Here is a 24,372-nt window from a genome sequence, read left to right on the forward strand (position 1 = left end):
CATCAGGCGGGCTCGTACTCGAACCACAGCGCCGACAGCGGTGGCAGCACCATGACCGCCGACGCCGGACGCCCGTGCCACGGCTCGTCGGTTGCCTCGACCGCACCGTAGTTGCCGATGCCCGACCCGTTGTAGATGTCGGCGTCGGTGTTGAGCACCTCGCGCCAGGTGCCTGCGTGCGGCAGCCCTAGGCGATAGCGGGTGTGCTCGGCGCCGGAGAAGTTGAACACACACGCAAGCACGGAGCCGTCGTCGCCGTAGCGCAGGAAGCTCAGCACGTTGTTCGCCGAATCGTTGGCGTCAATCCAGCTGTAGCCCTCCGGGCGGGTGTCTTGGGACCACAGGGCCCGCCTGGTGCGGTAGACGGTGTTCATGTCGTGCACCATGCGCTGGATGCCCGTCGAGAAGCTGTTCTCATCGAGCTGGTACCAGTCGACGCCGCGCTCCTCGGACCATTCGGCACGCTGGCCGAACTCCTGGCCCATGAACAGCAACTGCTTGCCGGGATGCGCCCACTGGTAGGCCAACAGGCTACGCAGCCCCGCGGCCTTGTTGTGGTCGTTGCCCGGCATCCGGCCCCACAGTGTGCCCTTGCCGTGCACGACCTCGTCGTGGCTGATCGGCAGCACGTAGTTCTCGCTGAACGCGTAGAGCATCGAGAACGTGATCTCGTGGTGGTGGTAGCTGCGGTGGATCGGATCGCGTTTGATGAACTCCAGCGTGTCGTTCATCCAGCCCATGTTCCACTTCATCGAAAAGCCAAGGCCGCCAAGGTTCGTCGGCCTCGTCACCCCCGGCCAGGACGTGGATTCCTCGGCGACCGTGACGATGCCCGGGGCGGCCTTGTGCACGGTCGCGTTCATCTCCTGCAGGAACTGCACGGCCTCGAGGTTCTCGCGACCGCCGTAGATGTTCGGGGTCCAACCGCCTTCGGGTCGGGAGTAGTCGAGGTAGAGCATCGAGGCGACCGCATCCACCCGAAGGCCGTCGATGTGGTACTCCTGCAGCCAGTACAACGCATTGGCCACCAGGAAGTTGCGCACCTCGGCCCGGCCGAAGTCGAAGACGTAAGTGCCCCAATCCAATTGTTCACCGCGGCGGGGGTCGGAGTGCTCGTAGAGCGCGGTGCCGTCGAAACGTCCGAGCGCCCACGCGTCCTTCGGGAAGTGGGCGGGCACCCAGTCCATGATCACACCGATGCCGGCCTGGTGAAGGGTGTCGACCAGATGGCGGAACTCGTCGGGGGAGCCCAGGCGCGACGTCGGTGCGTAGTACGAGGTCACCTGGTAGCCCCAGGAACCGCCGAACGGATGCTCGGCCACGGGCATCAACTCGACATGGGTGAAACCGTTCTCGACGACGTAGTCGGTGAGCTGGGTTGCCAGTGCGCGATAGCTCAGACCCGGGCGCCACGACATCAGATGCACCTCGAGGGTGCTCATCGGCTCGAACACCGGGTTCTGGGCCGCGCGGCGCGTCATCCACTCGTCGTCCGCCCACGTGTAATCGCTCTGGGTCACCTTCGAGGCGGTCTTCGGCGGCACCTCGGTGGCGAACGCCATCGGGTCGGCGCGCTCGCTGACCGAACCGTCGGCGCCGTGGATACGGAACTTGTACAACCCGCCGATCTCGAAGCCCGGCCAGAACACCTCCCACACGCCGGTCGAACCGAGCACGCGAAGCTGGGCTTCATTGCCGTCCCAATGGTTGAACTCGCCGATCAGGGCGACGCCCTTGGCATTCGGGGCCCACACCGCAAACGAGACACCGTCGACGACACCGTCGGGGGTGGTGTAGCGGCGGGGATGCGCGCCCAGGATCTCCCACAGCCGCTCGTGGCGGCCCTCGGAGAACAGGTGCAGATCCATCTCGCCGAGCGTCGGCAGGAATCGGTACGCGTCGGCCACCGTGTGCACCTGGGTCGACCCGTCGCCCCCCGTGTAGTGCACCTCGAGTCGGTAGTCGGCCAGCCCGGTGAACGGCAGTGCCACCGCGAAGAGCCCGGATTCGATGTGCTGGAACGCATACCGCTCCCCGCCGATGACCGCGACCACCTCGACGGCATGGGGTCGGTAGGCGCGGATCACGGTGTGGTCGTCGTACTCGTGCGCACCGAGCACCGAATGCGGGTCGTGGTGCTCGCCGGCCAGCAACCGGTTGAGGTCGGCGGTGTGCGGCCGCAGATGTGGGCTGCTCGCTTGTTTGGTCTGCGTCATGTTGTCACTCCCTACGCAGCAGATTGAGTCGTTGGTCGGCGGGCACCTGCGGCATGTTCAACACATGTGCCACCGCGCGCACCGGGTCAAGGCGGACGTAATTGGACTGCCCCCATTGGTATTCGTCGCCGGTGATCTCGTCGCGGACCCAGAACCGGTCGTAGGGCTCCATTCCGAGAGCGGGCATGTCCAGCCACAACGTGGCCTCTTCGGGTCCGAACGGGTTGAGCGTGACCACCACCAGAACCTGATCTCCCGTGGTGGGATCGAACTTGCTGTAGGCCAGCAGTGCGTCGTTGTCGACGTGGTGGAACGTGATGGTGCGCAACTGATGTAGCGCGGGATGCAGTCGGCGGATCTCGTTGAGCCGGGTGATGAACGGCTCCAGCGATTCACCGTCGGCCAGCGCTGCGTCGTAGTCACGGGGCCGCAACTCGTACTTCTCGGAGTTGAGGTACTCCTCGCTGCCTTCCCGGACGGCGCGGTGTTCGTAGAGTTCGAATCCGGAGTACACACCCCACGCCGAACTCATCGTCGACGCCAGCACCGCGCGGATCGCGAACATTCCAGGGCCCCCGTGCTGCAGGCTTTCATGCAGGATGTCGGGGGTGTTGACGAACAGGTTCGGGCAGGCGTAGTCGGCGTGCTCGGCGATCTGTTGGCCGAACTCGGTGAGCTCCCACTTCGCGGTGCGCCAGGTGAAGTATGAATACGACTGCGTGAAACCGAGTTTGGCCAGTCCGTACAGCCGCGCGGGACGGGTGAACGCCTCTGAGAGAAACAGCACATCGGGGTGCTCGTTCTTCACCCGGCCGATCAGCCAGGCCCAGAAGTTCGGCGGCTTGGTGTGGGGGTTGTCGACCCGGAAGATCTTGACGCCGTGCGAGATCCAGTGTCGAACCACCCGCAGCACCTCTTCGTAGAGCCCGGCCGGGTCGTTGTCGAAGTTCAGCGGGTAGATGTCCTGGTACTTCTTCGGCGGGTTCTCCGCGTAGGCGATGGTGCCGTCGGGCAGCACGGTGAACCACTCGGGATGTTCCCTGGCCCACGGATGGTCGGGGGCGCACTGCAACGCGAGATCGAGCGCCACCTCCATACCGTCGTCGCGCGCCGCGGCGACGAAGTCGTCGAAGTCGTCGATCGTGCCCAGGTCTGGATGGACCGCGTCGTGGCCACCCTCGTCGCTGCCGATCGCCCACGGCGAGCCGACGTCGTCGGGCGCGGCGGTGACGCTGTTGTTGCGGCCCTTGCGGTGCACCTTGCCGATCGGATGGATCGGGGGAAGGTAAACGACGTCGAAGCCCATCCGGGCGATGCGGGGCAGCGCCTTGGTGGCGGTCGCGAAGGTGCCGTGCACCGGGTTGCCCTTGGCGTCCCAGCCGCCGGTCGAACGGGGGAAGAATTCGTACCAGGCGCTGAACCGCGCCTCGGGGCGGTCGACCCAGACGCCGTACTGCTTGCCGCGGGTCACCAACTCACGCAGCGGATACTCATCGAGCAGACGGGTGACCTCCGGTGCCAGCGCGGCGCCGGCGCGGGCGAACGGGTCGCCGGGTTGGCGCAGCCGCGCCGCGGCCTCGATGAGCGGATAGCGATGCTGACGCGGCACACCGGTCGAGGCGCGTTCCAGCAGACTGGCTCCGATCAACAGGTCGTTCGACAGTTCCGATTCGCTCTGACCGGCGTCGAGCTTGGCGGTCACGCTCTTACGCCAGGTCGCCACCGGATCGCCCCAGCCGTCCACCCGAAACGTCCACAGCCCGGCGCAGTCGGGGGTGAACACACCGTGGAAGACATCGGGAGTCCGCCCGGTCGACATGGGCAGATGCTGAGGCTTTTTGCGCGGCGTCGTGCCGAGCACGGTCTCGATCGGCACCGCTTCGGCGGATACCAGCCCCGGCGGATCGTCAGCAAGCTGGGGATATGCCGTGCCGCGATAGCGCACCACCAAGGTGGCCGCGACCGCGTCGTGGCCCTCTCGCCACACGGTGGCCGCGACCGGAACGATCTCTCCGACGACCGCCTTGGCTGGGTACCGCCCCCCGGAGACGACAGGCGCGACGTCATCGATCTCGATTCGACCGGCCACCTACCACTCCTTCTTCTGGTCCTTCTTCTGGCGCGGCCACCGAGGTGCTCCGGCGGCACCGCCGACGGGACCGCTGCGTCGTCTTGGTCGCGTTCACAGTCACGATGAATAAGCCTCGTCGCGCCCTATACCCACGTTAGTGCGCAGCCCAACCCGAAGCGGGCCAAGCAGTTCGACCAGCGCCCTGCGAGCCGCCGGATTGTCAGTAATGTTGTCTCGCGTGATAGCCCGATGAAAGCGCTGAGAAGGTTCACCGTCCGAGCGCATCTGCCCGACCGCCTGGCCGCGCTCGAACGGTTGTCGATCAACCTGCGCTGGTCCTGGGATCGGCCGACGCAGGATCTGTTCGAGACGATCGAACCCGAGCTGTGGAAGCGGGTCGGCTGTGATCCTGTGGGCCTGCTGGGGCAGGTCAGCCCGCAGCGCCTGGACGCCCTGGCCGGCGACGAGGAGTTCCTGCGCCGCCTCGACGGGCTGGCCGCCGATCTCGACGACTACCTCAACCGGCCGCTGTGGTACCAGCAGGAGGTCGAGCACGGCGCCCAGTTGCCCAACGGGATCGCGTACTTCTCGATGGAGTTCGGGGTGGCCGAGTCCCTCCCGAACTACTCGGGCGGTCTCGGCATCCTCGCCGGTGACCACCTCAAGGCGGCGTCGGATCTGGGCCTGCCGTTGATCGCCGTCGGGCTGCTCTACCGCTCGGGTTACTTCCGGCAGTCGCTGACCGCCGACGGCTGGCAGCATGAGAGCTATCCGGCGCTGGACCCGCAGGGCCTGCCGCTTCGGCTGCTCACCGACCATGACGGGCAACAGGTGCTCGTCTCGGTCGCGATGCCCAGCGAGAACGGCTATGACGCCCGGCTGCAGGCGCGGGTCTGGATCGCCCAGGTGGGCCGAATCCCGTTGCTGCTACTGGATTCCGACGTCCCAGAAAACGACCACGATCTGCGTGGCGTGACCGACCGACTCTACGGCGGGGATCAGGAGCACCGGATCAAGCAGGAGATCCTCGCCGGTATCGGTGGGGTGCGGGCGATCCGCGCTTTCATCGAACTGGAGGGCAGACCCTCGCCCGAGGTGTTCCACATGAACGAGGGACATGCCGGCTTCCTCGGTGTCGAGCGCATCCGGGAACTCATCGACGCCGGGCTCGACTTCGACACCGCGCTGACGGTGGTGCGGTCTTCGACGGTGTTCACCACGCACACCCCGGTTCCCGCGGGTATCGACCGATTTCTTGTGGAGATGGTGCGGCGGTACTTCGGCGGTTTTGCCGACGGTCCATCGGGCGCGATGTCGCGGCTGCTGCCCGGCCTTCCGCTCGATCGCATCATCGCGTTCGGAGAAGAGGACGACCCGACCAAGTTCAACATGGCCCACATGGGTCTGCGCCTGGCGCAGCGCGCCAACGGCGTCTCGATGCTGCACGGCAACGTCAGCAGGCACATGTTCAACGAGCTGTGGCCGGGCTTCGATCCCGGCGAGGTGCCGATCGGGTCGATCACCAACGGTGTGCACGCGCCCACCTGGGCGGCGCCACAGTGGATGGAACTCGGCCGCGAACTTCTCGGCAGCGAGGACCTCACCAGCGCGCGCGAACCCGCGGTGTGGGGCCGCCTGCAGCAGGTCGACACCGGCCACCTGTGGTGGATCCGCTCGCAGCTGCGCGAGCAACTCGTCGAGGACGTGCGCGCGAGGCTGCGTAGATCCTATCTGGAACGCGGCGCGGCGGAAGCCGAGCTGGGTTGGATCGCAACGGCTTTCGACCCCGCCGTGCTGACCATCGGGTTCGCGCGGCGGGTGCCGACCTACAAGCGCCTGACGTTGATGCTGCGTGACCCCGAACGGTTGGAGCGGCTGCTGCTCAACGACGAAAGGCCGATCCAGCTCATCGTCGCGGGTAAGTCCCATCCGGCCGACGACGGCGGCAAGGCCCTGATCCAGCAGGTGGTCAAGTTCGCCGACCGGCCCGAGGTACGGCACCGAATCGCCTTTCTGCCCGATTACGACATGTCGATGGCCCGCCAGCTGTACTGGGGATGCGACGTGTGGCTGAACAATCCGCTGCGGCCGCTGGAAGCGTGCGGCACGTCGGGCATGAAGAGCGCACTCAACGGCGGGCTGAATCTGTCCATCCGCGACGGGTGGTGGGACGAGTGGTACGACGGCGAGAATGGGTGGGAGATCCCGACCGCCGACGGTCTGGCCGACGAGAACCGGCGTGACGACCTCGAGGCGGCCGCCCTGTATGACCTGCTGGAGACCTCGGTGGCGCCGAAGTTCTACGACCGCGACGAGCGCGGTGTCCCGGCGCGGTGGGTGGAGATGGTGCGGCACACGCTGATCGTGTTGGGGCCCAAGGTGCTTGCGTCGCGCATGGTGCGCGACTACACCGAGAAGTACTACGCACCGGCGGCGCACTCGCTGCGGCGGACCGTCGAGCCCGGCGGTGACGGTGAACCGTTCGGCGCCGCAAGGGATCTGGCCAACTACCGGCTGCGTGCCCAGGAATCGTGGCCCAAGATCCAGATCACCGACGTCGACAGCTACGGTCTGCCGGACACCCCGCTGCTTGGTTCGGAGCTCACGCTGACCGCCACCGTGTACCTGGCGGGTCTGCGGCCCGAAGAGGTTGCCGTGCAAGCGGTGCTGGGCCGCGTCGACACGAGCGATCAACTCGTCGAACCGGTCACGGTGCCGATGGTGCACACAGGAAGCGCCGACGCGGGCAGGGAAGTCTTCTCCGCGACCGCACCGTTGCCCGTCGCGGGGCCGGTGGGCTACACGGTGCGCGTGTTGCCGCACCACCCGCTGTTGGCGGGCGACAACGAGCTCGGCCTCGTCACGCTCGCGTGACACCCGCTCGAAAGGTCGCGCTCGACGGCGGGCCCTACGGGATCGCGGCGGGTCCGGACGCGGCGCTCTGGGTGACCCTCGTGCACGACGGCGCGATCGCGCGGGTGACCGACAGCGGTGAGGTTGCGGTTCATCCCGTGGCACCGGACTGTCGGCCCTCGATCATCACCGTCGGACCCGATGGGGCGTTGTGGTTCACCCGCAACGGCGACGACCACATCGGCCGCATCACCACCGCCGGCGAAGTGAGCGCATTCGAACTGCCTGCCGGAAGCGCTCCGTACGGCATCACGGCCGGCCCCGATGGGGCGCTGTGGTTCACGGCCATGGGCTCCGGCGTGGTCGCCCGGATGTCGGTGGACGGTGAAGTGACGGAGACCCATCCGGTAGGCGGTGCGCCCTCGATGATCGTCACCGGCCCCGACGGCGCGCTGTGGTTCACGCTGAATCAGGCGAGCGCCGTGGGCCGTCTTACGCTGGCCGGCGACCTGACCGTTCGCGAAACACCCACCGCCGCTTCGGGTCCCGTCGGTATCACCGCAACCCACGACGATGCGCTGTGGTTCACCGAGATCCTCGCCGAACGTCTCGGCCGGATACCGATCGACGACGCCATCCAGGAGATCGAACTGCCCGGCAAGCCGCACGCGGTGATCGCCGATCCCAGCGACGGCGTCTGGGTGACGCTGTGGGGTTCGAGCCAGCTTGCCCGCGTCAGCGGTGACGGTGACATCGTGACGATCGACCTCCCGCCGGGTAGTGAACCGCATGGCCTCGCGGTCGACGCCGAAGGCGCCGTCTGGGTCGCCCTGGAATCGGGCCACGTCCTGCGAATGCCCACCTGAGCGGGGCAATCGCAACGATTCTGGGAGCATCCGCACGCGGCACACGGCGGGCGCGGTAGGTTCCGAAGCGTTGCTAACGACGGAGGGTGGCCAGTGACGATTGGGATTGTGCTGCAGCGAGGCATCACCGTGATCGCGGTCGCGGGGGTACTCGGCAGCTTGGGCGCCGCATCCGCGTCGGCCGATCCGGAGGCCGACCCGGTCGTGGCCGAGGTGCCCGCCGAAGGGGCGCCTCCACCTCCTCCGCCGCCTCCGGACGGCGCCGTCGAATCCACCCCGCCCGCGGTGACCGAGACCCCCGATGGTTGGCGTCTGGAGATGGGCGCCGAGAAGGAGACCCAAGCGCCGACACCCCCGCTGACGACTGCACTGTCGTCGCGTGAATACGTCGTCGGCGGCACCTACAAGGGACGGCTGATCGGCCCGGGCGATGGTGAAGCGCCGGAGGGCAGCCTCGAAGTCGGTTACGAGATCGGCTGCGGCATCGACATGAGTACCTCGAACGGCGTCTCCCTGACCGGCACGGCGGGCATGAACCCGTCCATCGGACTCCTGGGGCTCACCGTCGTCGGTGGTGGAGAGGATTTCGGAATCCTGCCGAGCTCGGCGGCAATGTCGGCGGCGGTATCACCGTCGGCCTCAAACCGGGCCTGGTCAACGTGGTCCCGGTGACGAAGAAGAAGTTCACCGGCGCGGAGCCGTGGGTGATGGTGAGCAACTTCCGGGTCAAGATCGACGGCTGCGTCGGTGAGTCCTTCATCCGCTCGTATGCCTACCTCAGCCACACGACGGACCAGTCGGAGGCGATCGTCGCCTGGTACGGCGTGACCAAGAAGATCTGAGCCGCGTTCAGTCGAAGCGTCTGAAGCAGCGTTCGGTGTCGCCGAGGACGCCGACGCGGAACGCGTCGATGCGCGAGAAGCCGGAAGGCACCGATTCGCCGTTGACGTCGCTGGCCACCAGGCCGTTCATCAGGATGCCCGACACGGCTTCGTCGACGTCGCCCGCCGTCAGCGCCACGGTGTTGCCGTCGGGGGTGGTCACGCTTTTGGAGAGCTTGGTGGTCGCCACTCCGGTCAGGCAGGCGGTGCGCAGCGCGGCCTCGGCGTTGTCGAGCGCGACGCGGCCGTGCTCGTTCTGGATCGCCTGCATGTACCGCGACACCAGCACCGAATAGGCGGTGTTGTCACCGGTGGCCAGGCTGACCGGGTCCTCGATGTCGGGCTGAGCGCCCATCACCGCCAGCTCATCGAGGTCGACGGCGATCGTGTTGGTCGCCGGGCAGTAGGACACCGGCGGACTCGGCCGCGCGTTCGTGCACTGCGGGGGGTCGAAGCTCAGCTGTGGCGGGTTGGCAGGTGTGAAGAGGATGTTCATCGCGTCCATGACGGCACGCACCGACTCTTCGGAGACGGGCCATTCACCTGTCTCGTCCTCTTCCAGGAGCACCGGCAGATCGCCCCGGCGTTGGCCGATCTCGCGTAGGTCGATGGCCGCGCAGGCCGACGGGCCATCGGTGAAGCCGAACTGGAAGGCCGATAGGCGCTCGAACGCCGAACCGTGTTCGTCGACACCGACTTCCGGGTCGTCCTCGCTCAACAACGGATCCCGGAACGCGATGACGGACGCCAACACGTTGTTGAGTCCTTCGCCGGTCGACAGCGTGAATCGCGGCGAGTTGTCTTCCGCGACCCAGCGCATGTAGGCGCCCGCGAGGCAGTCGGCCTGCTGTTCGGATACCAGCGTCGGGGTTTCGTCGTCGACCAGGCCGGCCTGCCTCTGCACGGCGTGACCGTATTCGTGGGCGAGCACCATCGTCACACCCATGTCTCCGAACTCCTGGCGAAGGCTGGGCAGAAGCTCGCCGCGATCCCATCCGATGGTGTTGTCGGTGGTGCAGTAGCCGGCGTTGACCAGTCCGTAGGTGTCGGTGTCACAGAACCCGGTGCTGTCGAATCCGTTGGCGTCCCAGGAATAGACGCGGTCGACCGGCTCGAACCGGCCGTCGAAGGCGGTGCCGTAGGCGCCTTCCCAGAACTCCTCGATGTCGCTGATCGCCTGGCGGGCCAGTTCGTCGGAGTCGCTCCCGTCGGTGCCCACCACCGCTCGGGCCGGACCGCGCGCGTCCGGTCGCAGACCGGTGGGTCCGTCGGTCGCCGGCATGCCCGCGACACGGAACGGATCGTTGAACACCGACACGGGTTCGCCTCGCAGCGTGGTGGTGCATCCGGTGACGACGAGCACCGCCGACAACGCGGTCACGGCGCCGACCAGGTGTCGCCGAGTCATGGACGCCGCCTTTCGCGTCGAGGCGGCCGCAGGGCGCGCACTGAACCGTTGTCAGAATAGAAAACAATCACCGTGCGCGGAGACGTTCGAGCGCCTGGCGCACGCGCTCGGAGTCGGTGGTCGCCCAGAACGGCGGCAGGGACGCTCGCAGGAATCCGCCGTAGCGGGCGGTGGCCATTCGCGAGTCCAGCACGGCGACCACGCCGCGGTCGTCGACGGTGCGCAGCAGCCGACCCGCCCCCTGGGCCAACAGCAGTGCCGCGTGGCTGGCGGCAACGGCCATGAAACCGTTCCCGCCTCGGGCGGCCACCGCCCGTTGCCGGGCCGTCAGTAACGGATCGTCGGGACGCGGGAACGGAATCCGGTCGATGAGCACCAGTGACAATGACGGGCCGGGCACGTCGACGCCCTGCCACAGCGACAGCGTGCCGAACAGCGACGTCTCGGCATCGTCGGCGAACCGCTTCACCAACGCCGACGTGGTGTCCTCGCCCTGGCACAGCACCGGGGTGTGCAGTCGTTCCCGCATGATTTCGGCGGCCGCCTTGGCCGCACGCATCGAGGAGAACAGCCCGAGCGTTCGGCCGCCCGCCGCGGTGATCAGCGCGGCGATCTCGTCGAGTTGTTCCGCGGATCCTGTGCCGTCACGTCCCGGCGGCGGCAGATGCGCTGCGACATACAGGATGCCGGACTTCGCGTGCTCGAAGGGGGATCCGACGTCGATACCCTTCCACTCAGTCTCCCCGCCTGTCAGCCCCCACGCCGAAGCCATCGCGTCGAACGTGCCGCCGATCGTCAGCGTCGCCGACGTCAGAACGGTTGTGGTGTGCTCAAAAAGCCTGGTGCGCAACAGACCCGACACCGAAAGCGGAGCGACGCGCAGTATCGTCCGCACCGATCCGCGCGTGTCCTCGCGTTCGATCCACACCACGTCCGTGCGGTCGGGGATGGCAGGCAGGAAGGAGTCGAGGACTCGCGAGGCGGTGTCACCGATATCGGTCAACGCGGTGACGGCTTCGGTGCGCGCGGATGCGGCCGCCGGGTCGCTGGGTGCGGTGTCGATCGCCGACCGGGCCCGGAACGCGGCGTCGCGCACCGCGGTGAGGTAGGTCGCCAATTCGTCGTCGAGGACGTCGATGCGACCCGGTTCCGTGTCGTGGATGGCCGACGACAGCGTCGCCGTCGCGGCTTCCAGCCGTTGCGCCAGTTCCTGGTCGACCAGCCGAGCGGCCCTGCGGTGGGCGATGCCGAGCGATGTCGCGGACAGCTCGCCGGTGGCCACCGAGGTCACGCGGTCGACCAACTCGTGCGCCTCGTCCACGACGAGCAGGTGGTGTTCGGGGAGTACGGCGGCGTCGGAGATCGCGTCGATGGCCAGCAGCGCATGGTTGGTGACGACGACATCTGCACTGCCGGCGCGACTTCTGGCCTTCTCGGCGAAACAGTCGGTGCCGAACGGGCATCGGGCCACCCCGATGCATTCGCGCGCCGACACGCTGACCTGTGACCAGGACCGGTCCGGGACGCCCGGGGTCAGCTCGTCACGGTCGCCGGTGTCGGTGTCCGACGACCACGCGATGAGCCGCTTCACGTCTCGACCCAGGGCACTGGTCGCAACCGGTTCGAACAGATCTTGCTGGGAGCGGTCGTCGGGTTCGGTCGCTGCACCGTTGTGAATCTTGTTCAGGCACAGGTAATTTCCCCGGCCTTTCAACAGGGCGAACTCGGGTGCGCGCGGTAGCGTGTCGGCCAGTGATTCCGCCAGCCGCGGAAGGTCGCGGTCGACGAGTTGGCGCTGCAGCGCGATGGTCGCCGTCGACACCACGACGGGTTCGTCGGCGTCGACGGCACGTGCGAGTGCCGGCACGAGGTAAGCCAGCGACTTGCCGGTGCCCGTCCCGGCTTGGACGGCGAGGTGCTCACCGGTGTCGAAGGCATGGGTGACGGCCTTGGCCATTTCAACCTGGCCCGCGCGTTCGCGGCCGCCGAGGGCAGCCACGGCGGTGGCCAGCAGCTGGGTGATGTCCGGCGTGTCCGACGTGGTGACCACCTACGCGCCGGGAGGAATCAGCCGCGTCGGCACGGCGGGTTCGCCGCGGGACAGTTTCAACCCGTCCCACGGAAGGCTCGTCAGGCCGTCCCTGACCCGGGCGCGGGCCGCATCGAGGCCCAGATCGGCGACCGGTTCGCCCTGCTGTACCAGTGGAACGGTCAGAACCCGCGCGGTGAAGCCGGTGGGATCAGTGGGCGGGCGCTCGAAGGGGAAGACGACCTCTTCGACGATCGTGCCGGTCGTCTTGGCCACCCGCATCGCCTGCTTACGTCCGCCGTGGGATTGCTTGTGGCTGCTGCGTTTCTCCACCGGGAGCCCGTCCACTTCGGTCAGCTTGTAGACCATCCCGGCGGTCGGGGCACCGGAACCGGTGACCAGGGACGTGCCGACGCCGTAGGTGTCGACCGGTTCGGCGCGCAGCGCGGCGATCGCGAACTCGTCGAGATCGCCGGAGACGACGATCTTCGTGCCGGTGGCGCCGAGGTCGTCGAGTTGAGCGCGCACTTGGCGCGCGAGCACCCCGAGGTCTCCGGAATCGATGCGCACCGCACCGAGTTCCGGACCGGCGACCTCCACGGCCGTCGCCACGCCCGCGGTGATGTCGTAGGTGTCCACCAGCAGCGTGGTGCTCACCCCGAGCACCTCGACCTGCGCCCGGAACGCCGCGCGCTCGTCGGGGCCGTCGTGGGTGGTGTGGAGCAGGGTGAACGCGTGCGCGCTGGTGCCCAGCGCCGGAACCCCGTAGTCGCGCTGCGCCGCCAGATTGGACGACCCGGAGAAGCCGGCCAGGTAAGCGGCACGAGCGGCGGCGACTGCGGCGTGCTCGTGGGTGCGTCGCGAGCCCATCTCGATCAGGGGTCGCCCTTCGGCCGCGCTGACCATGCGGGCGGCCGCGGATGCGATCGCGGTGTCGTGGTTGAAGATCGACAACGCCAGGGTTTCGAGTACTACACATTCGCCGAACGTGCCGTGCACCGAGAGCACCGGTGAACCCGGGAAGTAGAGCTCGCCCTCGGGGTATCCGTCGACATCGCCTGCGAACCGGTAGTCGGCGAGGTACGCGAGCGTTTCGGCGTCGAGGAAATCCGCGAGCGACGACAGCGCCTCGTCGTCGAATTCGAACTGCGCCAAAGCATCCACAAACCGTGCGGTGCCGGCCACCACCCCATAGCGGCGTCCTTCGGGCAGTCGGCGCGCGAAGATCTCGAACGTGGTGCGTCGGTGCGCGGTGCCGTCGCGCAGCGCGGCCGCGAGCATCGTCAGCTCATACTTGTCGGTGAGCAGGGCCGGGGATGCGGCGGTCACAGGTGTCACCGTAGTAGCTCGAAGTGCCGGTTATGCGTTGGCTATCCTGAACGACATGGTTACGCCGGCGAAGGCTCGACCGGGGACTCGCGAAGAGCGGGGCGCCAAGTCCGTCGCGACGGAAGACGCCGCCGTCGACACACCCTGGGTGACCATCGTGTGGGACGACCCGGTGAACCTGATGACCTATGTGACCTACGTCTTCCAGAAGCTGTTCGGCTACCCCGAGGCGCACGCGACCAAATTGATGCTCCAGGTGCACAACGAGGGCAAGGCGGTGGTGTCGGCGGGCAGCCGCGAGGCGATGGAGATCGACGTGACCAAGCTCCACGCCGCCGGGCTGTGGGCCACCATGCAGCAGGACCGCTGACAGACACGTGCGTAAGTGGAAGCGGGTGGAGACTGCCGATGGAGCGCGCTTCCGGTCGGCCATTGCACCGCACGAGGCCGCCCTGTTGCGAAGCCTGGCCACCTCGGTGGTTGGCATATTGGAGGAGCGCGAATCATCTGCGCCCGCAGATGAACTCGAAGCGATCACCGGGATGCGGACCGGCAATTCGACGCCACCTGAAGACGACACGATGAAACGCCTGCTGCCGGACTTCTACCGGCCGCAGACAGAGCACCCCGCCGGCTCCAGCGCCACCGAGAGCCTCAACAGCGCGCTGCGCGGCCTGCATGAGCCCGACATCATCGATGCGAAACGTGAAGCGGCGCAGACACTTCTGGACACCATGCCGGCGCAGGGCGGCAAGTTCGAGCTGAGCGAGGACGATGCGCACGCCTGGGCCGCCGCCGTCAACGACATGCGCTTGGCGCTGGGCACCATGCTCGCGATCTCACCGGACGGGCCCGACGAACTGCCGCCCGACCATCCGATGGCCGGACACCTCGACGTCTACCAGTGGTTGACCGTGCTGCAGGAGTACCTGGTGCTGGGGCTGATGGGTAAGTCGAGATGAGTTCGATCACCGATGTGGCCGGTATCCGGGTGGGACAACACCATCGGCTGGATGCGGACGTGACGTTGGGATCGGGCTGGGCCAGCGGCACCACGGTCGTGTTGACGCCGCCGGGAACCGTGGGCGGTGTCGACGGCAGGGGCGGGGCCCCCGGGACACGGGAGACCGACCTGCTGGACCCGATCAATTCCGTTCAGCACGTCGACGCCGTGGTCTTGAGCGGCGGCAGCGCCTACGGGCTGGCAACCGCCGATGGGGTGATGCGGTACCTCGAGGAGCAGGGCCGCGGCGTCGCGCTGGACGGCGGCGTGGTGCCGATCGTGCCCGCCGCGGTGGTGTTCGACCTTCCGGTCGGCGGTTGGCAGTGCAGGCCGACCGCCGAGTTCGGCTACGCCGCGGCTGCAGCCGCGGGGACCGAGGTGGCGATCGGCACCGTGGGAGCGGGCACGGGAGCGCGCGCCGGGGTGCTCAAGGGCGGGGTCGGCACGGCGTCGATGCAACTGGACTGCGGCGTCACGGTGGGCGCCCTGGTGATCGTGAACTCCGCGGGCGAGGTGTTCGACACGGCGACCGGTCTGCCCTGGCTGGCGTACCAGATCGAGGAGTTCGGGTTGATCCCGCCGCCGGCCGACCAGATCGCGGCCTACGCCGACCGTCATCGGGAATTCAGCCCGCTCAACACGACGATCGCGGTGGTGGCCACCGATGCCGCGATGAGCCCCGCGGCCTGCCGCCGGGTGGCCGTCGCCGCACACGACGGGTTGGCGCGCACCATCCGGCCGTGCCACACGCCGCACGACGGCGACACGGTGTTCGCTCTGGCCACCGGCGCCGTGGAGGTGCCGCTCGATCCCACCACGCCGGCGTCGATGACGCCCGAGATGCCGCTGATCACGCAGGTGGGCGCCGCTGCGGCGGACTGTCTGGCCCGCGCGGTGATGGTCGGGGTGCTGGCCGCCGAGTCGGTGGCCGGAATACCGGCGTACCGCGACATGTTGCCTGGAGCGTTCGAGTAACCGCGAAACTGCGTTCCAGCAGCCGTTTACTCGATTTTTCGCTGCTGGAATACAGTTTCGTGCAGAAAGGGGTAGCTGCTGTGTTGGTGATCCGAGCGGATCTGGTCGACGCCATGGTCGCCCACGCCCGCGCCGACCATCCCGACGAGGCCTGCGGAGTGATCGCGGGACCCGAAGGCTCGGACCGGCCGGAGCGCTTCATCGCGATGACCAACGCCGAGCGGTCGCCGACGTTCTACCGGTTCGACTCGATGGAGCAGCTGCGGGTGTGGCGGGAAATGGACGACGCCGACGAGGTCCCGGTCGTGATCTACCACTCCCACACCGCGACGGAGGCCTATCCCAGCCGCACCGACATCTCATTGGCCCAGGAACCCGACGCCCACTACGTGCTGGTGTCGACCCGCGACCCCGGGGAGCACGAACTGCGGAGCTACCGCATCGTCGACGGTGTCGTCACCGAGGAACCCGTCAAGATCGTCGAGCAGTACCAGACTTAAAAGGAGCCCTTCGCATGTCCGTTTCAGTGTCCATCCCGACCATCCTGCGCACCCACACCGGAGGGGAGAAACGCGTCACCGCATCCGGCGACACCCTCGCGGCGGTGATCAGCGACCTGGAGGCCAACTACAACGGCATCTCGGAGCGCCTGATGGACAAGGACAACCCCGGCAAGCTGAACCGGTTCGTCAACATCTACGTCAACGACGAGGACGTGCGGTTCTCGGGCGGGCTCGACACCACGGTTGCCGACGGCGATTCGGTGACGATCCTGCCCGCAGTGGCTGGAGGGTAGCGGGCGTCTGATGGCGCGATACGACTCGCTGCTCGAAGCTCTGGGCGGTACACCGCTGGTAGGCCTGCGCCGCCTCTCGCCCGGCTGGGACACCGAGCCCCATGTGCGGCTGTGGGCCAAGCTCGAGGACCGCAATCCCACCGGCTCCATCAAGGACCGTCCGGCGCTGCGGATGATCGAGGAGGCCGAACGGCAGGGCCTGCTGCAGCCCGGTGCGACGATCCTGGAGCCGACGAGCGGAAACACCGGCATCTCGCTGGCGATGGCGGCGCTGCTCAAGGGCTACCAGATGATCTGCGTGATGCCGGAGAACACCTCGATTGAGCGCCGCCAGCTGCTCGAGTTGTACGGTGCGCGGATCATCTACTCGCCCGCGGAGGGCGGCTCGAACACCGCCGTCGCCCACGCGAAAGAGCTTGCGCTGCAGAACCCTTCGTGGGTGATGCTCTACCAGTACGGCAACGAAGCCAACTCGTTGTCGCACTACGAGGGCACCGGTCCGGAGTTGCTGGCGGATCTGCCGGAGATCACCCACTTCGTCGCGGGCCTGGGCACCACCGGCACCCTGATGGGAACCGGGCGGTTCCTGCGCGAGCGCAAGCCGGACGTCAAGATCGTCGCCGCCGAACCCCGGTACGGCGAGGGCGTTTACGCGCTGCGCAACATCGACGAGGGGTTCATCCCCGAGTTGTACGACCCGGACGTGCTCACCACGCGGTTCTCGGTCGGTTCGTACGACGCGATCCGGCGCACCCGCGACCTGGTTCAGGTGGAGGGGATCTTCGCGGGCATCTCCACCGGCGCGGTGCTGCACGCGGCGCTGGGCATGGCGGCCAAGGCGGTCAAGGCCGGCGAGCAGGCCGACATCGCGTTCGTCGTCGCCGACGCGGGTTGGAAGTATCTGTCGACCGGTGCGTACGCCGGTAGCCTGGATGACGCTGAAGACGCGCTTGAAGGGCAGCTATGGGCATGACCGGGTATCCGGGGACCACACCGTCGCAACCGCGCAAACGACCCGCGTGGGTGATCGGCGCCGTCACGGTCTTCAGCTTTGTCGTGCTGCTGTGGGTCATCGAACTGTTCGACTCGCTGTCGAACCATCGCCTCGACGACAACGGCATTCGGCCGATGGAGTCCGACGGCCTCGTGGGCATCCTGTTCGCGCCGCTGTTGCACTCGAACTGGGATCACCTGATCGCCAACACCGTTCCGGCTCTGGTGCTGGGTTTTCTGATGACGCTGGCGGGGATGTCGCGGTTCATCTTCGCCACCGCGATCGTGTGGATCTTCGGCGGTCTGGGCACGTGGCTCATCGGCAACGTCGGCATGCACTGCCCGTATGTGGGGGTGCGCTGCGAGGCCAACCACATCGGCGCTTCCGGGCTGATCTTCGGGTGGCTGGCGTTCCTCATCGTGTTCGGGTTCTTCACCCGCAAGGCCTGGGAGATCATCGTCGGCGTCATCGTGCTGCTCGTCTACGGCAGCGTCCTGCTCGGCGTGCTGCCCGGCACACCGGGGGTGTCGTGGCAGGGCCATCTGAGTGGGGCGGTCGCGGGCGTCATCGCGGCCTATCTGCTGTCCGGCCCGGAGCGCAAGGCTCGCGAGAAGCGCAGAAGTGTGGCGTCGAACCCGTACCTGACGTCGTGACACCGGCGGTGTCCGCCGACGCACCCGTCGGCATCTTCGATTCGGGTGTCGGCGGGCTCACGGTCGCCCGCGCGATCATCGACCAGTTGCCCTCCGAGAACATCGTCTACGTCGGCGACACAGCCAATGGCCCGTACGGGCCGCTGACCATCCCGGACGTTCGCGCACACGCCCTGGCGATCGGTGACGATCTCGTCTCGCGCGGCGTCAAGGCGCTCGTCATCGCCTGCAACACGGCGTCGTCGGCATGCCTGCGCGACGCCCGCGAACGCTACGCGCCGGTGCCCGTGATCGAGGTGATCCTGCCCGCGGTGCGCCGCGCGGTCGCGACCACCCGCAACGGTCGCATCGGTGTCATCGGCACCGCGGCCACGATCTCCTCGGGTGCGTACCAGGACGCGTTCGCGGCGGCCCGCGACACCGAGGTGTTCGGGGTGGCCTGCCCCCGGTTCGTCGACTTCGTCGAGCGCGGGGTGACCAGTGGGCGCCAGGTGCTCGGGCTCGCCGAGGGGTATCTCGAACCGCTTCAGCGCGCACAGGTGGACACGCTCGTGCTGGGCTGCACGCACTACCCGATGCTGTCGGGACTGATCCAGTTGGCGATGGGCGAGAACGTCACGTTGGTGTCGAGCGCCGAGGAGACCGCCAAGGACTTGCTGAGGGTGCTCACCGAACTCGATTTGCTGCGCCCGCACGACTCCCCGGCGCCGCAGCGGATCTTCGAGGCGACGGGCGACCCGGACGCCTTCACCGCCCTTGCCGCACGGTTTCTCGGGCCGACGCTCGACGGCGTTCGACCTGTTCAACGTCACGTCGGCGCGCCGAGATGATTTCGGTCGCTCAAACCGGCCATGTTTTCGTCAAGCGGGGACCGGGCATGGCAAGCTAGTGAGCGTGCGAATCACCGTACTCGGTTGCTCCGGCAGTGTTGTCGGGCCTGATTCGCCGGCGTCCGGATATCTCGTCACCGCACCCGATACCCCGCCGTTGGTGCTCGACTTCGGCGGTGGCGTGCTCGGTGCGCTGCAACGCCACGCCGATCCCAACGACGTGTACGTGTTGCTGTCGCATCTGCATGCCGACCACTGCCTGGACCTGCCGGGCCTGTTCGTGTGGCGGCGCTACCACCCGTCGCCGGCTCAGGAGCGCGGCATCATGTACGGCCCCGCCAACACCTGGGCCCGCCTTGGTGCGGCGTCATCGCCCGAGGGCGGCGAGATCGACGATTTCTCCGACGTGTTCGAGATCCGCCACTGGGTCGACAACGACACGGTCACCATCGGTTCGCTGAGCGTGACGCCGAAACTGGTTTGCCATCCGACCGAGTCCTACGGCATGCGCATCACCGGCCAGGACGGTGCGACGCTCGTCTACAGCGGCGACACCGGCTACTGCGATCAACTCATCGACCTCGCCCGCGACGCCGACGTCTTCTTGTGTGAGGCGTCATGGACACACTCGCCGGATCGGCCGCCCAGGCTGCATCTGTCAGGTACCGAGGCGGGCCGGGCCGCCGCCGAGGCCGGAGTCGGCGAACTGTTGCTGACCCACATTCCGCCGTGGACATCGCGCGAGGACGTCATCAGCGAGGCCAAGGCCGAATTCGACGGCCCGGTGCACGCGGTGGTGTGCAACGAGACGTTCGACATCGCGCGTGCGGCGGCCTGATGGTCTCGAGCGATGGGGTCGGAGCCAGCCGATAGGGTTGGCTGGTGTCCCGAAGAGAAGACGGCCGGCTTGACGACGAGCTGAGGCCGGTCCGCATCACCCGTGGTTTCACCACCCATCCCGCCGGTTCGGTGCTGGTGGAGTTCGGCGAAACGCGCGTCATGTGCACCGCAAGCGTCACCGAGGGTGTGCCGCGCTGGCGCAAGGGCTCCGGAAAGGGCTGGCTGACAGCCGAATACGCGATGCTGCCCGCCGCCACGCACGATCGGTCCGATCGCGAGTCGGTCAAGGGGCGCGTCGGTGGCCGCACCCAGGAGATCAGCCGGCTCGTCGGCCGGTCGTTGCGGGCGTGCATCGACCTCGCGGCGCTGGGCGAGAACACGATTGCGATCGACTGTGACGTGCTGCAGGCCGACGGGGGTACGCGAACGGCCGCGATCACCGGGGCCTACGTCGCGCTGGCCGATGCGGTGACCTACCTGTCGGCCGCGGGCAAGCTGTCGGACCCGCGGCCGCTGTCGTGCGCGATCGCCGCGGTCAGCGTCGGCGTCGTCGACGGGCGCATTCGCACCGACCTGCCGTACACCGAGGACTCGCGCGCCGAGGTGGACATGAACGTCGTGGCCACCGACACCGGCACCCTCGTCGAGATCCAGGGCACCGGCGAGGGCGCGACGTTCCCACGCTCCACACTGGACAAGATGCTCGACGCGGCGATGGCGGCGTGTGAGCAGATCTTCGAGATTCAGCGCGAGGCATTGGCGCTGCCCTATCCCGGGGTGCTGCCCGAGCCGAAAGACCCGCCCAAGAAGGCGTTCGGAAGCTGACCGAGCTGCTGGTTGCCAGCCGCAACTCGAAGAAGCTGGCCGAGTTGCACCGGGTGCTCGCCGCGGCGGGGGTGTCGGGGCTGAGGCTGCTCTCGCTCGACGACGTGCCCGCCTTCGACGAGGCCCCCGAAACCGGGGCGACGTTCGAAGAGAACGCGTTGGCCAAGGCGCGCGATGCTCATCGCGCGACGGGCCTGGCGACGGTCGCCGACGACTCCGGTCTGGAAGTCGCGGCGTTGAACGGAATGCCCGGCGTGCTCTCGGCGCGGTGGGCCGGCCGGCACGGAGACGACGCCGCGAATACGGCGCTGCTGCTGGCACAACTGGCCGATGTACCCGACGAGCGGCGCAGCGCGGCGTTCGTGTCGGCCTGCGCGCTGGTGCACGAGGGGGGCGAAATCGTGGTGCGAGGGGAGTGGCCGGGCAGCATCACCCGCGCGCCACGTGGCGACGGCGGGTTCGGCTACGACCCGGTGTTCCTGCCCGCCGGATCGGAGCGGACCGCGGCCGAACTCGACGCGGCCGAGAAGGATGCGGCCTCGCACCGGGGGCGGGCGCTGACGGCGCTGCTTCCCGCGTTGCGTGAGTTGGCCGCGCGAACCTGAGCGCGAATTTTGTATAGATCAACTAAGCGGTAGCATCCCCGGGGTGCGCCGCGCCCCCGCCCAAGCCGATGTCGGCAGAACGCGGCACCCGGCGATCGTCGTGGCGGTGCTCGCGGCGGCGGGCATCAGCGTGTCCCTGATGCAGACGCTGGTCATCCCGCTCATTCCCGAACTGCCCACGCTGCTGGACACCAGCGCGTCCAACGCGTCGTGGGTGATCACCGCGACGTTGCTCACGGCGGCCGTCGCCACACCGATGTTCGGCAGGCTCGGCGACATGTACGGGCCCAAGCCCATTTTGATCATCTGCGCCGTACTGCTCACGGTCGGATCGTTGATCGCGGCGACGACGACGGCGCTGGTCCCGGTGATCATCGGTCGCGGGCTGCAGGGCTTCGGGATGCCGATCATCCCGCTGGGCATCAGCGTGATGCGCGCATCGGTGCCGGCTCATCGGGTCGGCACCGCGATGGGACTGATGAGCGCATCGCTGGGTGTGGGTGGGGCGCTTGGCCTTCCGCTGTCGGCGATGATCGCCGATCGCTTCGACTGGAGCGCGTTGTTCTGGTTCGGCGCCGCACTGGGGGTGATGTCGGCGGTGTCGTTCGCCGCGCTGGTACCGCGGCTGCCCTCGGTGTCGGCCGACCGCTTCGACGCGCTGGGCGCGATCGGTCTCGCCGGCGGGCTCGTCACGCTGCTGCTGGGCATCTCCAAGGGCGGAAGCTGGGGTTGGACCAGCGCGATCACCGTGACGATGTTCGGCTCGTCGGTGGTGATCTTCGGGTTGTTCGCGCTGTGGCAGTTCCGGACGGCTGCCCCGATCGTCGATCTTCGCACCACGCTGAAACGGCCGGTGCTGACGACGAATCTGGCGTCGATCGCGGTGGGCTTCTCGCTGTTCGCGATGTCGTTGATCGCGCCGCAGATCCTCGAGCTACCCGCGGGCTCGGGCTACGGACTCGGCCAGTCGCTGCTGCAGACGGGTCTGTGGATGGCGCCCGGCGGGTTGGCGATGATGTTGACGTCGCCGGTGGCGGCTCGGATCGCCGATGTGCGCGGGCCTCGGTTCACCTTGTTCGTCGGGTCGACCGTGGTGGCCGCCGGGTACCTGTCGGGGCTGGTGCTGATGAACAGTGCGTGGCAGCTGTGCGTGTTCAACGTGATGGTCAGCATCGGCGTGGGTTTCGCGTTCTCGTCGTTACCCGCGTTGATCAATGCCGCCGTGCCGGTGTCGGAAACGGCCGCTGCCAACGGAATCAACGCGCTGGCGCGCTCGCTGGGCACATCGATCTCCAGCGCGGTGATCGGTGCGGTGCTGACGGTGATGACCACGACGGTGGCCGGGCACGAGGTGCCGTCGTTGGCCGGTTTGCGGGTCGCGCTGCTGATCGCAGCGGGTGCGGCCGTCGTGGCCGCGCTCACTGCGCTCGCGATCCCGAAACTCGGTGAAATGAACGAATCAGAACCGGATCTGGCGCTGGCTACAGACCGTAGCGGTCTTTGATCTCCCTGGTCTGGACCTGCTCGACGATGATGCCGACGAGCGGAATGGTGCCCGCGAGCAGTACGCCGATGGTCTTTCCGATCGGCCAGCGCACCTTGACCGCGAGGTTGGCGGTGAAGAGCAGGTACACGAAGTAGACCCAGCCGTGGACCACCGCGATCCAGTTCAGGCCTTCGACGTGGTAGACGTACTTCATCACCATCTCGTAGCAGAGCGCGATGAGCCAGATGCCCGTCGTCCAGGCCAGCACCCGGTAGCCCAGGAGTGCCTTGCGGACGTTTTCGGCGGAGGTGATCGGCGGTTCGGTCATGTGGCCGGGTGTTCCTTGTCCTTCTCGGCGAGCTCGGCCAGGTAGGCGTTGTACTCGCGCAGTGCAGGGTCGTCGACATCGTCGTCGAATCGGGTTGTCGCTGAGGGCTTTTGCGGGAGCAGATCCTCGGGGATCTCCGTGACTTCGCGTTTCGCGGGCTCGGGGGGAGCTTCCTCGTAGCGCACGAATTTGTAGTAGGCGTACACGACGAAGCCGGCGAACAGCGGCCACTGCATCGCGTAGCCGAGATTCTGGAAGCTGCCCGAGGCCGACTCGAAGCGGGTCCACTGCCACCACGCCAGCGCAAGGCAGCCGACGGCCCCGACGATCACCAAAGCGATGAGCGCCGGGCTCCTACGCCGTGTAGTGGACACCTTCCAACGGTACCGCGACGTGCTTGGGGCCGACGAACTCGTCGAGGCGGTCCGACAGGTGTGGGGGAGGCGCGGAGTAGCATCGACACTCGCTGCGGGCGTGGCGCAATTGGCTGACGCGCCGGCTTTAGGTGCCGGTGTTCGAAAGAACGTGTGGGTTCGAGTCCCACCGCCCGCACGAACTCACCTAGCGGCGAAGTACTTCTGCCCGTCGCCGGGAATGCGCCCGAAGCCTGCCTTGAGTAGCGGCGCCAATACTTTGACGGGCAGGGTCATCGCGTTCTTCGGTTCGATCGCGACGACCCAGGTGAACCGTGTCTGCTCGCCGTCGGCCTCGACGATGTAATCCTCGGCGAAGCGTTTGAACAGCGGCAACGTCGACTCGTAGACGTAGAAGGACTTCTGATGGCCCTCGTCCCATTCGAAGAAGCGTTCACGTAGGACGGCGCCGCCGAGGGCGGTCACGTCACGGGTCGTCCCGACTCCGAACGGACGCGGTGAGGTCCAGGTGACGTTCTTGACAGCGGGACCCCACGCCGCGAGCGACTCGTCCGAAGTCAGCGATTTCCACACCTGCTCCGGGGTCGCGGCGTAGCGCTTCTCGTAGCGGAAGACGTGGGGAGCCGATGCCAAGAAGTCAGCGTCAGCGGATACCAGGGGATACCAGCGGGCCATAACCGGCCATCATCGCAGGCGTGTACCGGCGCGCGTCAGTCGTCTGCGCTCTGCTTGCCGAAGCACAGCAGGCTGGCAGTGAAGCTGACCACGGCGACGAGCCCCGCGGCGGCGGCCAACGGTGCGTCGGAGGCACCCCAACTCGACAGGCTCACGGCGAGCGCGATGATTGCGGTGAAGATCAAAAAGAGGCCGGTGGTGGCGATCGCCTCGGCGGTCGGGTTGTCGGCGGGGGCGAGAGCGCGCTCGCGCATCGGGGTCTCCTGGTGGCTCGCGGAATCGGTTGCGCTGAGGTTGCCCGCTGGCAACGCCAGTGAAACCCGCGGCCTGAAAGA

Annotated in this window: 23 protein-coding genes, 1 tRNA gene and 1 pseudogene; 16 read left to right on the forward strand and 9 right to left on the reverse strand. The window is 67.6% G+C overall.

Annotated elements, in window-relative coordinates; genetic code table 11:
* Nucleotides 1-2: 2 nt before the first annotated feature.
* Both glgB and RMCN_RS00270 read right to left on the reverse strand, forming a co-directional pair.
* Nucleotides 3-2,216: a 1,4-alpha-glucan branching protein GlgB gene (gene glgB, locus RMCN_RS00265; protein ID WP_067386407.1), complete on the reverse strand. Its 2,214-nt coding sequence runs from the start codon at nt 2,214-2,216 to the stop codon at nt 3-5.
* A 4-nt stretch (nt 2,217-2,220) separates the two neighbouring features.
* On the reverse strand, nt 2,221-4,305 hold the full coding sequence (locus tag RMCN_RS00270) for an alpha-1,4-glucan--maltose-1-phosphate maltosyltransferase (protein ID WP_067386409.1): 2,085 nt from the start codon (nt 4,303-4,305) through the stop codon (nt 2,221-2,223).
* A gap of 231 nt (nt 4,306-4,536) precedes the next feature.
* Between RMCN_RS00270 and glgP the strand changes: the two genes are divergently transcribed.
* The 3 genes and pseudogenes from glgP (at nt 4,537) to RMCN_RS00285 (ending at nt 8,848) form a co-directional block, all read left to right on the forward strand.
* Nucleotides 4,537-7,161 (forward strand): alpha-glucan family phosphorylase, encoded by a 2,625-nt coding sequence (glgP, locus tag RMCN_RS00275; RefSeq protein ID WP_067386412.1) that lies wholly within the window; start codon nt 4,537-4,539, stop codon nt 7,159-7,161.
* Nucleotides 7,158-8,006 (forward strand): virginiamycin B lyase family protein, encoded by an 849-nt coding sequence (locus RMCN_RS00280; RefSeq protein ID WP_067386414.1) that lies wholly within the window; start codon nt 7,158-7,160, stop codon nt 8,004-8,006. The genes glgP and RMCN_RS00280 overlap by 4 nt, the downstream gene beginning before the upstream one ends.
* Before the next feature lie 105 nt (nt 8,007-8,111).
* Nucleotides 8,112-8,848, forward strand: a pseudogene (locus RMCN_RS00285) (MspA family porin).
* A gap of 7 nt (nt 8,849-8,855) precedes the next feature.
* Here the strand turns inward: RMCN_RS00285 and RMCN_RS00290 are convergent.
* The 3 genes from RMCN_RS00290 to RMCN_RS00300 all read right to left on the reverse strand — a co-directional run bounded on the left by RMCN_RS00290 (nt 8,856) and on the right by RMCN_RS00300 (nt 13,605).
* Nucleotides 8,856-10,295 carry a neutral zinc metallopeptidase gene (locus tag RMCN_RS00290; RefSeq protein ID WP_067386416.1) on the reverse strand — a complete coding sequence of 480 codons (1,440 nt, stop codon included), beginning with the start codon at nt 10,293-10,295 and terminating at the stop codon, nt 8,856-8,858.
* Between the two features lie 67 nt (nt 10,296-10,362).
* A complete protein-coding gene (locus RMCN_RS00295) occupies nt 10,363-12,345 on the reverse strand; it encodes an ATP-dependent DNA helicase (RefSeq protein WP_067386418.1) in 1,983 nt (660 codons plus the stop codon).
* Nucleotides 12,346-13,605, reverse strand: coding sequence for a nicotinate phosphoribosyltransferase (locus RMCN_RS00300; protein ID WP_234787531.1), 1,260 nt, complete (start codon nt 13,603-13,605; stop codon nt 12,346-12,348).
* A gap of 103 nt (nt 13,606-13,708) precedes the next feature.
* On the opposite strand from RMCN_RS00300, the gene clpS reads away from it, so the two are divergent.
* From clpS to RMCN_RS00360, 12 genes are read left to right on the forward strand one after another with little or no spacing between them, the layout of a single operon-like run.
* Nucleotides 13,709-14,023, forward strand: coding sequence for an ATP-dependent Clp protease adapter ClpS (clpS, locus tag RMCN_RS00305; RefSeq protein WP_064405504.1), 315 nt, complete (start codon nt 13,709-13,711; stop codon nt 14,021-14,023).
* A gap of 7 nt (nt 14,024-14,030) precedes the next feature.
* The gene (gene aosR, locus RMCN_RS00310; protein WP_067386422.1) at nt 14,031-14,615 is read left to right on the forward strand and encodes an oxidative stress transcriptional regulator AosR; all 585 of its coding nucleotides are present in this window, start codon (nt 14,031-14,033) and stop codon (nt 14,613-14,615) included.
* A complete protein-coding gene (locus RMCN_RS00315) occupies nt 14,612-15,631 on the forward strand; it encodes a P1 family peptidase (RefSeq protein WP_067386424.1) in 1,020 nt (339 codons plus the stop codon). The genes aosR and RMCN_RS00315 overlap by 4 nt, the downstream gene beginning before the upstream one ends.
* 59 nt (nt 15,632-15,690) lie before the next feature.
* Nucleotides 15,691-16,131, forward strand: a complete 441-nt coding sequence (locus tag RMCN_RS00320; protein ID WP_263987533.1) for a M67 family metallopeptidase — start codon at nt 15,691-15,693, stop codon at nt 16,129-16,131.
* Between the two features lie 14 nt (nt 16,132-16,145).
* The gene (locus RMCN_RS00325) at nt 16,146-16,427 is read left to right on the forward strand and encodes a MoaD/ThiS family protein (protein WP_064412875.1); all 282 of its coding nucleotides are present in this window, start codon (nt 16,146-16,148) and stop codon (nt 16,425-16,427) included.
* Nucleotides 16,428-16,437: 10 nt separating this feature from the next.
* The gene (locus RMCN_RS00330; protein ID WP_064346457.1) at nt 16,438-17,400 is read left to right on the forward strand and encodes a cysteine synthase; all 963 of its coding nucleotides are present in this window, start codon (nt 16,438-16,440) and stop codon (nt 17,398-17,400) included.
* Entirely contained in the window at nt 17,391-18,074 is a 684-nt protein-coding gene (locus RMCN_RS00335; RefSeq protein WP_067386426.1) for a rhomboid family intramembrane serine protease, read from the forward strand. Before RMCN_RS00330 ends, RMCN_RS00335 begins: the two co-directional genes overlap by 10 nt.
* 8 nt (nt 18,075-18,082) lie before the next feature.
* Nucleotides 18,083-18,904 carry a glutamate racemase gene (murI, locus tag RMCN_RS00340; protein WP_064412963.1) on the forward strand — a complete coding sequence of 274 codons (822 nt, stop codon included), beginning with the start codon at nt 18,083-18,085 and terminating at the stop codon, nt 18,902-18,904.
* A 58-nt stretch (nt 18,905-18,962) separates the two neighbouring features.
* Nucleotides 18,963-19,742, forward strand: a complete 780-nt coding sequence (locus RMCN_RS00345; RefSeq protein WP_064412876.1) for a cyclic nucleotide-degrading phosphodiesterase — start codon at nt 18,963-18,965, stop codon at nt 19,740-19,742.
* Between the two features lie 44 nt (nt 19,743-19,786).
* Nucleotides 19,787-20,569 carry a ribonuclease PH gene (gene rph / locus RMCN_RS00350; protein ID WP_064405490.1) on the forward strand — a complete coding sequence of 261 codons (783 nt, stop codon included), beginning with the start codon at nt 19,787-19,789 and terminating at the stop codon, nt 20,567-20,569.
* Nucleotides 20,566-21,174 carry an RdgB/HAM1 family non-canonical purine NTP pyrophosphatase gene (rdgB, locus tag RMCN_RS00355; protein WP_064405487.1) on the forward strand — a complete coding sequence of 203 codons (609 nt, stop codon included), beginning with the start codon at nt 20,566-20,568 and terminating at the stop codon, nt 21,172-21,174. Before rph ends, rdgB begins: the two co-directional genes overlap by 4 nt.
* A 43-nt stretch (nt 21,175-21,217) precedes the next feature.
* Nucleotides 21,218-22,678 (forward strand): MFS transporter, encoded by a 1,461-nt coding sequence (locus RMCN_RS00360; protein WP_064405485.1) that lies wholly within the window; start codon nt 21,218-21,220, stop codon nt 22,676-22,678.
* On the opposite strand, the gene RMCN_RS00365 is transcribed toward RMCN_RS00360, so the two are convergent.
* Nucleotides 22,656-22,988 carry a DUF3817 domain-containing protein gene (locus tag RMCN_RS00365; protein ID WP_064346463.1) on the reverse strand — a complete coding sequence of 111 codons (333 nt, stop codon included), beginning with the start codon at nt 22,986-22,988 and terminating at the stop codon, nt 22,656-22,658. The genes RMCN_RS00360 and RMCN_RS00365 overlap by 23 nt on opposite strands.
* The gene (locus RMCN_RS00370) at nt 22,985-23,362 is read right to left on the reverse strand and encodes a hypothetical protein (RefSeq protein ID WP_067386428.1); all 378 of its coding nucleotides are present in this window, start codon (nt 23,360-23,362) and stop codon (nt 22,985-22,987) included. Before RMCN_RS00370 ends, RMCN_RS00365 begins: the two co-directional genes overlap by 4 nt.
* A gap of 94 nt (nt 23,363-23,456) precedes the next feature.
* Here RMCN_RS00370 and RMCN_RS00375 point away from each other — a divergent pair.
* A tRNA-Leu gene (locus tag RMCN_RS00375) sits at nt 23,457-23,540 on the forward strand.
* 5 nt (nt 23,541-23,545) lie between these two features.
* Here RMCN_RS00375 and RMCN_RS00380 read toward each other — a convergent pair.
* Both RMCN_RS00380 and RMCN_RS00385 read right to left on the reverse strand, forming a co-directional pair.
* Complete coding sequence (locus RMCN_RS00380; protein ID WP_067386429.1) at nt 23,546-24,037, reverse strand: SRPBCC family protein; 492 nt, start codon at nt 24,035-24,037, stop codon at nt 23,546-23,548.
* A 35-nt stretch (nt 24,038-24,072) separates the two neighbouring features.
* Nucleotides 24,073-24,291, reverse strand: a complete 219-nt coding sequence (locus tag RMCN_RS00385) for a hypothetical protein (protein WP_067386431.1) — start codon at nt 24,289-24,291, stop codon at nt 24,073-24,075.
* Between the last annotated feature and the right edge of the window lie 81 nt (nt 24,292-24,372).

This window comes from Mycolicibacterium novocastrense (assembly GCF_001570485.1).
Lineage (GTDB): Bacteria > Actinomycetota > Actinomycetes > Mycobacteriales > Mycobacteriaceae > Mycobacterium > Mycobacterium novocastrense.

Coding starts and splice junctions, on each gene's coding strand:
- glgP (WP_067386412.1), top strand. CDS start 4,537: ATGAAAGCGCTGAGAAGGTTCACCGTCCGAGCGCATCTGCCCGACCGC.
- RMCN_RS00300 (WP_234787531.1), bottom strand. CDS start 13,605: ATGCTCGCGGCCGCGCTGCGCGACGGCACCGCGCACCGACGCACCACG.
- RMCN_RS00325 (WP_064412875.1), top strand. CDS start 16,146: ATGTCCGTTTCAGTGTCCATCCCGACCATCCTGCGCACCCACACCGGA.
- RMCN_RS00290 (WP_067386416.1), bottom strand. CDS start 10,295: ATGACTCGGCGACACCTGGTCGGCGCCGTGACCGCGTTGTCGGCGGTG.
- RMCN_RS00330 (WP_064346457.1), top strand. CDS start 16,438: ATGGCGCGATACGACTCGCTGCTCGAAGCTCTGGGCGGTACACCGCTG.
- RMCN_RS00315 (WP_067386424.1), top strand. CDS start 14,612: ATGAGTTCGATCACCGATGTGGCCGGTATCCGGGTGGGACAACACCAT.
- RMCN_RS00385 (WP_067386431.1), bottom strand. CDS start 24,291: ATGCGCGAGCGCGCTCTCGCCCCCGCCGACAACCCGACCGCCGAGGCG.
- RMCN_RS00335 (WP_067386426.1), top strand. CDS start 17,391: ATGGGCATGACCGGGTATCCGGGGACCACACCGTCGCAACCGCGCAAA.
- RMCN_RS00380 (WP_067386429.1), bottom strand. CDS start 24,037: ATGGCCCGCTGGTATCCCCTGGTATCCGCTGACGCTGACTTCTTGGCA.
- clpS (WP_064405504.1), top strand. CDS start 13,709: ATGGTTACGCCGGCGAAGGCTCGACCGGGGACTCGCGAAGAGCGGGGC.
- RMCN_RS00365 (WP_064346463.1), bottom strand. CDS start 22,988: ATGACCGAACCGCCGATCACCTCCGCCGAAAACGTCCGCAAGGCACTC.
- glgB (WP_067386407.1), bottom strand. CDS start 2,216: ATGACGCAGACCAAACAAGCGAGCAGCCCACATCTGCGGCCGCACACC.